The organism is Pseudomonas sp. Z1-29 (assembly GCF_051131995.1).
Lineage (GTDB): Bacteria > Pseudomonadota > Gammaproteobacteria > Pseudomonadales > Pseudomonadaceae > Aquipseudomonas.
This window is the reverse complement of the sequence record NZ_CP071645.1, coordinates 4211345-4224068: the sequence shown is the minus strand read 5'-3', so window position 1 is coordinate 4224068 and position 12724 is coordinate 4211345. Positions and strand designations below refer to the sequence as shown.

The 12724-nt window shown below is 60.9% G+C and carries 13 protein-coding genes; 9 read left to right on the top strand and 4 right to left on the bottom strand.

Annotation, left to right across the window (positions count from 1 at the left end; genetic code table 11):
• The first annotated feature begins 2 nt into the window (after positions 1–2).
• Positions 3–971, top strand: coding sequence for an L-arabinose ABC transporter permease AraH (gene araH, locus J3P84_RS19080; RefSeq protein WP_305496039.1), 969 nt, complete (start codon positions 3–5; stop codon positions 969–971).
• Positions 972–1245: 274 nt separating this feature from the next.
• Here araH and J3P84_RS19075 read toward each other — a convergent pair whose 3' ends face one another.
• Positions 1246–1626: a Rho termination factor N-terminal domain-containing protein gene (locus J3P84_RS19075; RefSeq protein WP_434625143.1), complete on the bottom strand. Its 381-nt coding sequence runs from the start codon at positions 1624–1626 to the stop codon at positions 1246–1248.
• A gap of 47 nt (positions 1627–1673) precedes the next feature.
• Positions 1674–2015, bottom strand: a complete 342-nt coding sequence (locus J3P84_RS19070) for a hypothetical protein (protein WP_434625141.1) — start codon at positions 2013–2015, stop codon at positions 1674–1676.
• A gap of 166 nt (positions 2016–2181) precedes the next feature.
• Here J3P84_RS19070 and J3P84_RS19065 point away from each other — a divergent pair, with 166 nt between their 5' ends.
• Positions 2182–2664: a GNAT family N-acetyltransferase gene (locus tag J3P84_RS19065; RefSeq protein ID WP_305496036.1), complete on the top strand. Its 483-nt coding sequence runs from the start codon at positions 2182–2184 to the stop codon at positions 2662–2664.
• 3 nt (positions 2665–2667) lie between these two features.
• Here the strand turns inward: J3P84_RS19065 and J3P84_RS19060 are convergent, their stop codons facing one another.
• Entirely contained in the window at positions 2668–3300 is a 633-nt protein-coding gene (locus J3P84_RS19060; RefSeq protein WP_434625139.1) for a glutathione S-transferase family protein, read from the bottom strand.
• Positions 3301–3484: 184 nt separating this feature from the next.
• Here J3P84_RS19060 and J3P84_RS19055 point away from each other — a divergent pair, with 184 nt between their 5' ends.
• The 5 genes from J3P84_RS19055 (at position 3485) to J3P84_RS19035 (ending at position 8672) form a co-directional block, all read left to right on the top strand.
• Positions 3485–4468, top strand: coding sequence for a 2-dehydro-3-deoxygalactonokinase (locus J3P84_RS19055; RefSeq protein ID WP_434625137.1), 984 nt, complete (start codon positions 3485–3487; stop codon positions 4466–4468).
• A gap of 19 nt (positions 4469–4487) precedes the next feature.
• Positions 4488–5108 carry a 2-dehydro-3-deoxy-6-phosphogalactonate aldolase gene (locus J3P84_RS19050; protein WP_434625135.1) on the top strand — a complete coding sequence of 207 codons (621 nt, stop codon included), beginning with the start codon at positions 4488–4490 and terminating at the stop codon, positions 5106–5108.
• Between the two features lie 49 nt (positions 5109–5157).
• A complete protein-coding gene (gene dgoD / locus J3P84_RS19045) occupies positions 5158–6306 on the top strand; it encodes a galactonate dehydratase (RefSeq protein WP_003179439.1) in 1149 nt (382 codons plus the stop codon).
• Between the two features lie 191 nt (positions 6307–6497).
• A complete protein-coding gene (locus J3P84_RS19040; protein WP_305496032.1) occupies positions 6498–7808 on the top strand; it encodes an MFS transporter in 1311 nt (436 codons plus the stop codon).
• Positions 7809–7868: 60 nt separating this feature from the next.
• Complete coding sequence (locus J3P84_RS19035) at positions 7869–8672, top strand: IclR family transcriptional regulator (RefSeq protein ID WP_013693986.1); 804 nt, start codon at positions 7869–7871, stop codon at positions 8670–8672.
• Between the two features lie 88 nt (positions 8673–8760).
• Here J3P84_RS19035 and J3P84_RS19030 read toward each other — a convergent pair whose 3' ends face one another.
• On the bottom strand, positions 8761–10425 hold the full coding sequence (locus J3P84_RS19030) for an electron transfer flavoprotein-ubiquinone oxidoreductase (protein ID WP_434625132.1): 1665 nt from the start codon (positions 10423–10425) through the stop codon (positions 8761–8763).
• A gap of 547 nt (positions 10426–10972) precedes the next feature.
• Between J3P84_RS19030 and J3P84_RS19025 the strand changes: the two genes are divergently transcribed.
• Together J3P84_RS19025 and J3P84_RS19020 are read left to right on the top strand one after the other, a co-directional pair.
• Positions 10973–11722: an electron transfer flavoprotein subunit beta/FixA family protein gene (locus J3P84_RS19025; protein WP_024776877.1), complete on the top strand. Its 750-nt coding sequence runs from the start codon at positions 10973–10975 to the stop codon at positions 11720–11722.
• A 2-nt stretch (positions 11723–11724) separates the two neighbouring features.
• Positions 11725–12654, top strand: a complete 930-nt coding sequence (locus J3P84_RS19020; RefSeq protein WP_053123770.1) for an electron transfer flavoprotein subunit alpha/FixB family protein — start codon at positions 11725–11727, stop codon at positions 12652–12654.
• Positions 12655–12724: the final 70 nt, after the last annotated feature.

The following is a 12724-nucleotide window of genomic DNA, read 5'->3' as shown; positions in this document are numbered from 1 at the left end:
TCATGACCATTCAAAACAATGCACTGCCAACGGCACGCAAGCCCCTCGACCTGCGCCGCTTCCTCGACGACTGGGTCATGCTGCTGGCGGCCATCGGCATCTTTGTGCTCTGCACCTTGATGATCGACAACTTCCTGTCGCCGCTGAACATGCGGGGCCTGGGCCTGGCGATTTCCACCACCGGCATTGCCGCCTGCACCATGCTTTATTGCCTGGCTTCCGGGCACTTCGACCTGTCGGTGGGCTCGGTGATTGCCTGTGCCGGCGTGGTCGCTGCCGTGGTAATGCGCGACACCAACAGCGTGTTCCTCGGTGTCAGCGCGGCGCTGGTGATGGGCCTGATCGTCGGTCTGATCAACGGCATCGTCATTGCAAAACTACGGGTCAACGCGTTAATCACCACGCTGGCGACGATGCAGATCGTTCGCGGCCTGGCGTATATCTTCGCCAACGGTAAAGCGGTCGGCGTGTCCCAGGAATCGTTCTTCGTGTTCGGCAACGGCCAGCTGTTTGGCGTGCCGGTGCCGATCCTGATCACCATCGTCTGCTTCCTGTTCTTCGGCTGGTTGTTGAACTACACCACCTACGGGCGCAACACCATGGCCATCGGCGGCAACCAGGAAGCGGCGTTGCTGGCGGGGGTGAACGTTGATCGCACCAAGATCATCATCTTTGCCGTGCATGGCGTGATTGGCGCGCTGGCGGGTGTGATCCTGGCGTCGCGCATGACCTCGGGCCAGCCGATGATCGGCCAGGGCTTCGAGCTGACGGTGATCTCGGCCTGTGTATTGGGTGGGGTTTCGCTGAGTGGCGGGATCGGCATGATTCGCCATGTCATTGCCGGTGTACTGATCCTCGCGATCATCGAGAACGCGATGAACCTGAAGAATATCGACACCTTCTACCAGTACGTCATCCGTGGTTCGATCCTGTTGCTGGCGGTGGTGATTGACCGGTTGAAGCAACGCTGAAGATCAGTGGCGACTGATCTACCGCTATCGCGAGCAAGCTCGCTCCCACAGGTTGCGTGCCAGGCCTCATTACCGTGGCACAGCACAGAACCAGTGTGGGAGCGAGCCTGCTCGCGAAGGCATCAGCACATCCAACACTTCCTTAGCTGACCCACCGCTTTCGCGAGCAGGCTCGCTCCCACAGGTTTTTGTGCCCGGCATATAAACAACGGCACGCCGCAGATCCCTGTGGGAGCGAGCCTGCTCGCGAAGGCGTTCTTGCTGACGCCAACAATTACCCGGCCTTGCGCAACGCCTCGACCAACTCCTGCTTGCGCATCTTCGAGCGTCCGGGAATGTTTTTCGCCCGGGCTTCCTTCATCAGGCTGTCCACCGTCTGAGCCTCATGGGAGGCGTTGCTGGTGCGCGGATGGCCTTCACGCGACTTGACGGCGCGCCGGGCCGATTCCTTGCGGTCCGATTGCTTGGCCTCGGCGGGTTTTTTCTTGCCGGACCCACCGGAGCGTTCGCCACCCCCGGACTGCTTGTTGACCGTCGCCCAGGCCCGAGCTTCGGCCTTGCCCTCCGGCACGCCTTTTTGCTCATAACTCTCTTCGATGTGCTCGGCCTTGCGCTTTTGCTTGTCGGTGTATTTGTCTTTGCTTCCACGAGGCATGGACTGTTCCTCCTCTGGTGTGTGAGCAGAGCCACCTGCGAGCCAGGCTATTGGTTGGCACCACCTTCCGAACCGGAACCGCCGGTGGTGGTTTTCGAACCCACGCCGGTGTCGGCGTTATCCGGAGCGGTGGAGTCCGGGGTGTTCATGCCGCCCTGGCGACCGGTGTCATTACCCTGGACCCGTGGATCGGTGCCCGTGGCGGGCGGCTGGCCATTGTTCAAGGTGCCGCCGGTGCCGTCGGTATTCAGCTTGGGCAAGCCTTGGGTGGCGGGCGAATTCGGTGCCTGTACCGGATCGGTCGGGCCGGTCCCTGAAGTCGTGGCTGCGAAAGCCGCCGAGGACAACAAAGCGGCAAATGTGAACGCAGTCAGCCTGGATCTGATCATGGTGTAGCCTCCATTTTAGGAATGCTTGCCTGATTTTTGGCCGCGCTGGAGCGGGGATGGTGCCTTGAGGGCGACGGACGGTACTGTGAAAGTTGTCTTCAGAAGATGTGACGAGCGCCGCGCAGCGGCTTAGTATGGTGCTTTCATTTGGCTACAAGGCCCGTTCATGTCGATCGAGATCCGTCCTGCGCAACCCAGCGATGCGCCGCAAATCCTTGCCTTCATCACTGAGCTTGCCGATTACGAAAAAGCCCGCCACGAAGTCATCGCCAGCGTTGCCGATATCGAGCGCAGCCTGTTCAGCGAAGGCGCAACCGCCCATGGGTTGATGTGCCTGCGCGATGGCGTGCCGATCGGTTTCGCAGTGTTTTTCTTCAGTTACTCCACTTGGCTGGGCAGCAATTGCCTGTACCTCGAAGACCTCTATATCACTCCCGAACAACGCGGCGGCGGGGCGGGCAAGACGTTGTTGCGGCATCTGGCGAAGATCGCCTGCGACAACGACTGCGGTCGCTTCGAGTGGAGCGTCCTGGATTGGAACACCCCGGCCATCGAGTTCTACAAATCCCTTGGCGCGCAGCCCCAGGAAGAATGGGTGCGCTACCGCATGGATGGCAAGGTACTGCGGGATTTCGCCAACGGCAATTGAGGCTTACGAGTAGGCGCTGGACGCGTACTCGGCAAATCCGGGACGCTGTTCGAGCCGCTTGCAATAAGCGGCCACGGCTGGATAGTCCGGACGCTCCATGGGCGTCTGGCGCCAGCGGTGCGCGGACAGGCCGATAAGCACGTCCGCCAGGGAAAATTTCGCACCGGCCACGTAGGCGCCGGTGTGATTCAACTGATGCTCGAGCAACCCCATTTTCTCGTTCCAGCCTTTAACCCCGGCAGCGATGAGCTGCGGGTCCTGGAAATCCGGATGTTTGCGCACCAACCCATAAAATGCATCCCCCCACGACGGATTGAGCTCCGTGGCTTGCCAGTCCATCCACTGCTCGACGCGCGCGCGGGCGGCAGGTTCTATGGGTAACAGGTCGTCGCGCCCATGCTTGCCCACCAGGTAGCGGCAGATAGTGTTCGACTCCCAGAGCACGCCGTTCTCATCAATGATCACCGGCACTTGGGCGTTGGGGTTGAGGGCCAGGAATGCCGGGTCATGGGTCGACGCAAAGCCGATACCCCAATCTTCGCGTTCGTAAGGGATGTCCAGTTCCTGACAGGTCCAGAGTACTTTTCTGACGTTGATCGAAGAGGTGCGGCCGAGGATCTTCAGTGAGTGTTCCATTTTTTGTCCCTGATGTTTGGCGTCCGGTCAAAAAACGTAGCAGGGTCTCATGCAGATAGCGATGGTTTTGCGGGACGCTTTTATATCCCAATATATGGGAGTGATATTTATATATTGAGATTTTCCAGCGCCCGGGTTTATAGTCCGCTTCACTCACTGCCAATAAACAAAACAGGTGAAGCGGATGCAGGCGCAATTGATAGCGCTCGATTGGGGTACCACCTCATTACGAGCTTACAAACTTGCCGCTGGAGGCGAGGTGCTCGAACAGCGTTCGCTGTCGTCGGGGATCATGCAGTTGCCGTCCGGGCCGCGCACGGTCGCCGGCCAGGCGTGCAACAACGGTTTCGAACTGGCCTTCGATGAAGCCTGCGGCGACTGGCTCGATGCGCAGCCAGGTTTGCCCGTCATCGCTTGTGGCATGGTCGGCAGCGCCCAGGGCTGGCGTGAAGCGCCTTACTGCGACACGCCGGCAAACGTCGCCAACCTCGGACATTCCCTACAGGTCATCCGCAGTCTTCGCGGAGTCAATGTGCACATTGTGCCGGGAGTGATCCAACGTTCCCGGCTGCCCAATGTCATGCGCGGCGAAGAAACCCAGGTGCTCGGTGCGTTGGCCAGCCTGCCGAACGAAGCGGTGCTGATCGGCCTGCCGGGCAGCCATTCGAAATGGGTGGAAGTGGCCGATGGCTGCATCGTGCATTTCGACACCTTCATGACTGGCGAGATCTTCGCCGTGCTCAGTGACCACAGCATTCTCGGCCGCACCCAGCAACGCGGTGTGGCGTTCGACGGCGCGGCGTTTGATCGTGGCGTGCAGGTAGCGCTGTCGGTAGACGGCCAGATCGGCCCGCTGTCCACGGTATTCAGCGCCCGCAGCCTGGGCTTGACCGGCGAACTCGGTGCCAGCGCCCAGGCCGACTATCTTTCCGGCCTGCTCATCGGCCATGAACTGACCGCCCTGGCCGCCGTGCAGCGGCAGCGACGCAACAGCGTGCATCTGCCAACGGTGGTGCTGATCGGCAACTCTCAACTATGTGCCCGCTATCAACGGGCTCTCGACGCCTGCGGGTTCGCCCGCGTGACCTTGGCCGAACAGGCCACCGAACGCGGGCTGTGGCAACTGGCCGTGGCGGCCGGGCTGCTCGATTCCACCGCATCGCGCTAAACCTCACTGGAGACCTGAAATGCTCACCCAAGCACTGGCGCAAAACGGGCTGATCGCGATCTTGCGCGGCCTACGTCCCGAAGAGGCGGCCGCTATCGGCGAAGTCCTTTATGACGCCGGATTTCGCGTCATCGAAGTACCGCTCAATTCTCCTGAGCCGTACGAAAGTATCCGCATCCTGCGCAGCACGTTGCCCGCCGATTGCCTGATCGGTGCCGGCACCGTGCTCACACCGGAGCAGGTCGAGCAGGTGAAAGCGGCTGGCGGCCAGGTGATCGTCATGCCCCACAGCGATCCAAAGGTGCTGCGCGCGGCGAAAGCGGCGGGCCTGTACCTGTCGCCCGGCGTCGCCACGCCCACCGAAGCCTTCGCCGCGCTGGCCGAGGGTGCTCATGTGTTGAAGATGTTTCCCGCCGAGCAGATGGGCCCGGCAGTGGTGAAGGCCTGGCTTGCGGTGTTGCCGTCCGGGACCGTGCTGGTGCCGGTGGGCGGGATCACGCCGGACAACATGGCGGTGTTCATCGAGGCTGGCGTCAAGGGTTTCGGCCTCGGTTCCGGGCTGTTCAAGCCGGGCCTGACAGTGGACGAAGTGGCGGTGCGCGCCAAGGCCTACGTGGCCGCATGGAACGCTTTGAGCTGAAGACTTTCCCAGCGCCCCGCGCGCTGCATCCGACAAGAGAGACAAGAAGATGAAAATCACCAAGTTGACCACCTTTATCGTTCCGCCGCGCTGGTGCTTCCTCAAGGTCGAGACCGACGAGGGCGTGACGGGTTGGGGCGAGCCGGTGGTCGAAGGCCGTGCCCACACAGTGGCGGCCGCCGTCGAGGAATTGTCCGACTACCTGATCGGCAAAGACCCACGCAACATCGAGGACATCTGGACCGTGCTCTATCGCGGCGGTTTCTACCGCGGTGGTGCCATTCACATGAGCGCGCTGGCCGGTATCGATCAGGCGTTGTGGGACATCAAGGGCAAGGCCTTGGGCGTGTCGGTCAGCGATCTGCTGGGTGGCCAGGTGCGCGACAAGATCCGTGTGTATTCGTGGATCGGCGGCGACCGCCCGGCGGACACCGCCCGAGCGGCGAAGGAAGCCGTTGCACGGGGCTTCACTGCGGTGAAGATGAACGGCACCGAGGAGCTGCAATTTCTCGACACGTTTGAAAAAGTCGACCTGGCCCTGGCCAACGTGGCGGCGGTGCGCGATGCGGTCGGGCCGAACGTCGGCATCGGCGTGGACTTCCATGGCCGCGTGCACAAGCCGATGGCCAAGGTGCTGATGAAGGAGCTCGACCCTTACAAGTTGATGTTCATCGAGGAGCCGGTGCTCAGCGAAAACTACGAAGCGCTCAAGGAACTGGCACCCCTGACCAGCACGCCGATCGCCTTGGGCGAACGGTTGTTCTCGCGCTGGGACTTCAAGCGGGTGCTCAGCGAAGGCTACGTGGACATCATCCAGCCGGATGCCTCCCACGCCGGCGGCATCACCGAAACCCGCAAGATCGCCAACATGGCCGAGGCCTATGACGTGGCGCTGGCGTTGCACTGCCCGCTGGGCCCGATCGCGCTGGCGGCGTGCCTGCAGTTGGACGCGGTTTGCTACAACGCGTTCATCCAGGAGCAGAGCCTGGGTATCCATTACAACGAGAGCAACGACTTGCTGGATTACATCAAGGATCCGCAGGTGTTCGACTATGACAAAGGCTTCGTGAAGATCCCCAACGGCCCGGGCCTGGGCATCGAGATCAACGAGGAATACGTCATCGAGCGCGCGGCCATCGGCCACCGCTGGCGCAACCCGATCTGGCGCCATGCCGATGGCAGTTTTGCCGAGTGGTGAATGCCTGGCCGCCCACTTTCCCCCGTGGCGAGGGAGCTTGCTCCCGCTCGGCTGCGCAGCAGTCGCACAAGCATCAACTCATAAACCCAGGGGCTGCTACGCAGCCCAGCGGGAGCAAGCTCCCTCGCCACGGTAGTGACGTGACCGCTCAAGAGTTTCACCCTCAATAAACATAAAAAGAGGCACCTCACATGCAAGCGCACACCCTGAGCGCGCAGGCGTCGTTGGTGACGCCCAGCCGCAAGCGTTTTTTCATCATGGTCCTGCTGTTCATCACCGTGGTGATCAATTACCTGGACCGCAGCAACCTCTCGATTGCCGCCCCCGCACTGACCAGCGAACTGGGGATCGATCCGATCCATGTCGGGCTGATTTTCTCGGCGTTCGGCTGGACCTACGCCGCCATGCAAATTCCCGGTGGCTGGCTGGTGGACCGCGTGCCGCCACGCATTCTCTACAGCGTGGCGTTGCTGCTGTGGTCGGTGGCCACGGTGATGCTCGGTTTCGCTGCCAGCTTCATCGCGCTGTTTGTCCTGCGCATGGCCGTCGGCGCCCTGGAGGCGCCGGCTTATCCAATCAACAGCCGCGTGGTTACCACTTGGTTTCCCGAGCGTGAACGGGCCACGGCAATCGGTTTTTATACGTCCGGGCAATTTGTCGGCCTGGCATTCCTGACGCCGGTCCTGGCCTGGCTGCAGCATGCCTTCGGCTGGCACATGGTGTTCGTGGTGACCGGTGCCGTCGGCATTCTCTGGGCGGTGATCTGGTACGCGGTGTATCGCGAGCCGCGGGATTTCAAAGGCGCCAACGCCGCTGAAATCGAACTGATCCGCGAAGGGGGCGGGCTGGTGGATATCCAGGCCGAGACGGCCAAGGCCAAGGCGAAATTCAGCTGGACCGACCTTGGGATAGTCCTGACCCAGCGCAAGCTCTGGGGGATTTACCTGGGCCAGTTCTGCCTCAACTCCACGCTGTGGTTCTTCCTGACGTGGTTTCCGACCTACCTGGTGAAATATCGCGGCATGGATTTCATCAAATCCGGCTTGCTGGCGTCGCTGCCGTTCCTCGCGGCGTTTGTCGGCGTGTTGTGTTCCGGGTTCTTTTCCGACTGGCTGATCCGTCGCGGCGCCACGGTGGGGTTCGCGCGCAAGCTGCCGATTATTGGTGGTCTGTTGATTTCCACGGCAATCATCGGCGCCAATTTCGTCGAGTCGACGCCGCTGGTGATTGCATTCCTGGCCCTGGCCTTTTTCGGCAACGGCCTGGCGTCGATCACCTGGTCGCTGGTATCGACTTTGGCGCCGGCACGGCTGTTGGGATTGACCGGTGGGGTGTTCAATTTCATCGGCAACCTGGCGGCCATCGCCACGCCGATCGTCATTGGTTTTCTCGCCAGCGGCGATTCGTTTGCCCCGGCCATCACCTACATCGCCGTTCTGGCGTTGATTGGCGCGCTGTCCTACATCCTGCTGGTCGGGAAAGTCGAGCGCATCGAGTTGTAGTCCCGAGGGGCGGGCGACCATAATGCCGCCCGTTCCCCTGCTCACTGTGAAAGGCCGGATATGCAGCAAGACGATCCAAAAATCACCAAGGACGCCGCGCCTACAGGCACCCAGACATTGCTGCGTGGCCTGGGCGTCGTCCAGGCGGTCGCCAGCGGCGCCCGTGACTTGAAGGAAATCGCCCGGCTGATCGGCACCACTCGCAGCACCACCCATCGCCTCGCCAGTTGCCTGGTGGACGAGCGTTATCTGCGCGTGGTGCCGCAAGTGGGCTATCTGCTGGGGCCGAAGCTGATCGAGCTGGGTTTCCAGGCGCGGGAAGAACTGCCGTTGGTGAGCCTGGCGGGGCCATACCTGGACGAGCTGTCGGCGCTCACCGGAGACACCGTCCACCTGGCGATTCGCGAGGGCGACGAGGTCCTGTACCTGTTGAAAAATCCGGGCCGCAACGGACCGGAAATGCGCTCACGGGTGGGCCACCGCATGCCGCTCGCGCGCACCGGGATCGGCAAGGCACTGATGCTCGATGACTCCCAGGAGCAATGGAAAAGGCTGTACGAGATCAGCCTTCCGGCGGGTGGGAAGAATCAGTTCTGGCCCCAGCATCAGGAGCAATCCTGGGAGCAGTTCCAGCAACGAATGGTGGAATACGTAGCAGGCGGCTATGCCTTCGACCTCGAAGACAACGAACCGTCGATTCGTTGCGTGGCGGCACCGATCCGCGACGCCGGCAAGCGTATCGTCGCCGGTATCAGCATCGCCAGCACCGTGCCATACATGCCGCTGGAAAAGATGGCCGAGCTGATTCCCCTGGTCAAAGGCGTCACCGCGCGGCTGTCGGCGGAGCTGGGCGCCAAGGTCTGACGGCCGTCACGCATGGTGCTGGGGTGTTTTTTGATGGCGGGCAACAAAAAGGCCCCCATTCGGGAGCCTTGATGTTCAGCGGATCGGCTTACATGTTCGGGTAGGTCGGTCCGCCGGCGCCTTCCGGCGTGACCCAGGTGATGTTCTGTGCAGGGTCCTTGATGTCGCAGGTCTTGCAGTGAACGCAGTTCTGGGCGTTGATCTGGAAGCGCTTCTCACCGTCTTCCTTGGTGATCACTTCATACACGCCGGCCGGGCAGTAGCGCTGGGCCGGTTCGTCGTACAGTGGCAGGTTCTTGCCGATCGGGATGCTCGGGTCGGTCAGCTTCAGGTGGCAAGGCTGTTCTTCTTCATGGTTGGTACCGGAGATGAACACCGAACTGAGCTTGTCGAAGCTGATCTTGCCGTCCGGTTTCGGGTAGTCGATCTTCTTGCAATCGGCCGCCAGTTTCAGGCACGCATAGTCCGGCTTGGTATCGCGCAGGGTGAACGGAATCTTGCCGCCGAAGATGTTCTGGTCGAGCCAGTTGAAGCCGCCGCCGACGATCGCGCCGTATTTGTGGATCGCTGCGCCGAAGTTGCGACTGGCGAAAAGTTCTTCGTACAGCCAGCTGCTCTTGAAGCCATCGACATAGGCGGTCAGTTCGTCACCGCCTTCGGACTCGGCGAACAGGCGATCAGCCACTGCTTCGGCGGCGAGCATGCCGGACTTCATTGCGGTGTGGCTGCCCTTGATCTTGGCGAAGTTCAACGTACCGAGGTCGCAACCGATCAGCGCGCCGCCCTTGAAGACCATTTTCGGCAACGAATTCAGGCCGCCCTTGGCGATGGCGCGAGCACCGTAACTGACGCGCTTGCCACCTTCCAGGTACTGCTTGAGCACCGGGTGATGCTTGAGGCGCTGGAACTCGTCGAACGGCGACAGAAAGGTGTTGCTGTAGGAAAGATCGACGATCAGACCGACCACCACCTGATTGTTTTCCAGGTGATAAAGGAACGAGCCGCCGGTGTTTTCGGTGCCCATGATGTCCAGCGGCCAACCGGCGGTGTGCACCACCAGGCCAGGCTGATGCTTGGCCGGGTCGATTTCCCAGATCTCTTTCAGACCGATGCCGTAGTGCTGGGTGTCGGCCTCGCTGTCCAGGTTGAAGCGCTTGATCAGTTGCTTGCCGATGTGACCACGGCAGCCTTCGGCGAACAGCGTGTACTTGCCACGCAGTTCCATGCCAGGGGTGTAAAGGCCTTCCTTCGGGTTGCCTTCACGGTCGACACCCAGGTCGCCGGTGATGATGCCGCGAACCACGCCGTTTTCATCGAACAGCGCTTCCTGGGCGGCGAAGCCAGGGTAGATTTCCACGCCCAGGTTCTCGGCCTGCTGGGCCAGCCAGCGGCACAGGTTGCCCAGGGAAATAATATAGTTGCCTTCGTTGTGCATGGTCTTGGGCACAAAGAAGTCGGGGATTTTGCTCGCCGCCTCGGCGTTTCGCAGGACATAAATGTCATCGCGCACGACCGGCGTGTTCAATGGCGCGCCGAGTTCTTTCCAGTCCGGGAACAGTTCGTTCAGGGCACGCGGTTCGAACACCGCGCCGGAGAGAATGTGCGCACCGACTTCGGAGCCTTTTTCGACCACGCAGACGCTGATTTCCTTACCGGCTTCGGCGGCCTTCTGTTTCAGTCGGCAAGCGGCAGACAGGCCAGCGGGGCCGGCACCGACGATGACCACGTCGAATTCCATGTATTCGCGTTCCACAGGCTATCTCCTACTCAAGGCTCTACAGTTTTTTTCTAATTGGAGGTTTGGCGTTGCATCCGTTATTTCCTTCGCCGAGCGACGAAAGCGACAATGGATGACCCGCGCTTCTCTCTCTGAGCGGCGCATTATATCTACACCACTCTTGGGGTCCAATACAAACGTTCGTTTGAAATTGCCGCAGCCCAGATAAATCACTGACGTACGGCTTATGAACGACCATTTTGCCGTATTGACCGGAATAGGCGTTCCGGTCAAGATACGGGCGGTTTTGCGCTCGCCGTAGGCTGACTGTTGGTTTCAAGAGCACCTCTAAAGACAGGGCGAAGGCAGCACAAAGTGACGAGGTGCGCGGTTCGGACGCGCAGTTTACACGCCGCGATAATGAATGACTCATCGGTCATCACTGACGAATGGTCTTCACTCCCGTGAGCAAGGTCATGTGTGGTTCATGCCGGCGTTTTTAGAGGTGCCCTTGCGCCCATGATCATCAACCGCCAGGTTCGCCCAGGCGACTTTCTTTTCACCGGAGAGTAACGAGGAATCCATGAAGGTTCTTGTAGCTGTCAAACGAGTGGTCGACTATAACGTCAAGGTTCGCGTCAAGGCGGACAACTCCGGCGTCGACCTCGCCAACGTCAAGATGTCGATGAACCCCTTCTGCGAAATCGCCGTGGAAGAAGCCGTACGCCTGAAAGAGAAAGGCGTGGCAACCGAGATCGTTGTCGTCTCCATCGGCCCGACCACCGCCCAGGAGCAACTGCGTACTGCGCTGGCGCTGGGTGCCGATCGCGCCATCCTCGTCGAATCCGCCGAAGAGCTGACTTCCCTGGCCGTTGCCAAACTGTTGAAAGCCGTTGTCGACAAGGAACAGCCACAGCTGGTGATCCTCGGCAAACAGGCCATCGACAGCGACAACAACCAGACTGGCCAGATGCTTGCTGCGTTGAGCGGCTACGGCCAGGGCACCTTCGCTTCGAAAGTCGAAGTGTCCGGCGACAGCGTTGCCGTGACCCGCGAGATCGACGGCGGCGCGCAGACGGTTTCCCTGAAACTGCCGGCCATTGTCACCACCGACCTGCGTTTGAACGAGCCGCGTTATGCGTCCCTGCCAAACATCATGAAAGCCAAGAAGAAGCCGCTTGAAGTGCTGACTCCGGATGCTTTGGGCGTTTCCACCGCCTCCACCAACAAGACCCTGAAGGTCGAAGCGCCGGCTGCACGCAGCGCGGGCATCAAGGTCAAGTCGGTGGCTGAACTGGTCGAGAAACTGAAAAACGAAGCGAAGGTAATCTGACTATGACTATCTTGGTAATCGCCGAACACGATAACAAGGCGCTGGCTCCGGCCACGCTGAACACCGTTGCTGCCGCGGCCAAAATCGGTGGCGATGTGCACGTGCTGGTGGCCGGGCAGGGCGCAAGTGCCGTTGCCGAAGCTGCTGCAAAAATTGCCGGCGTGGCAAAAGTACTGTCGGCCGACAACGCCGCCTACGCACATCAGCTGCCGGAAAACGTTGCTCCGCTGGTGGCCGAGCTGGGCAAGGGCTACAGCCACATCCTGGCTGCCGCTACCTCCAACGGCAAGAACATCCTGCCGCGCGTGGCTGCCGCACTGGACGTCGACCAGATCTCCGAAATCATCTCGGTGGAAAGCGCCGATACTTTCAAGCGCCCGATCTACGCTGGCAACGCCATCGCCACCGTACAATCGACCGCTGCGATCAAGGTCATCACCGTGCGCGCCACCGGTTTCGACCCGGTTGCCGCCGAAGGTGGCTCGGCTGCCGTTGAAGCGGTAGGCGCTGCTCACGACGCAGGCATCTCCAGCTTCGTCAACGAAGAACTGGCCAAGTCCGACCGTCCTGAACTGACCGCTGCCAAGATCGTCGTTTCCGGCGGTCGCGGCATGCAGAACGGTGACAACTTCAAGCACCTGTACGCCCTGGCCGACAAGCTGGGCGCTGCCGTCGGCGCTTCCCGCGCCGCGGTCGACGCAGGGTTTGTGCCCAACGACATGCAGGTCGGCCAGACCGGCAAGATCGTTGCGCCACAGCTGTACATCGCCGTCGGTATCTCCGGCGCGATCCAGCACCTGGCCGGCATGAAAGACTCCAAGGTGATCGTTGCGATCAACAAGGACGAAGAAGCGCCGATCTTCCAGGTGGCCGATTATGGTCTGGTGGCTGATCTGTTCGAAGCCATCCCCGAGCTGGAGAAGCTGGTCTAATCCGGCGTCTTCACTTATAAAGAGCCCGGCCTTTGGCCGGGTTTTTTATTTCTGCTTCCGGGGAGCGTAG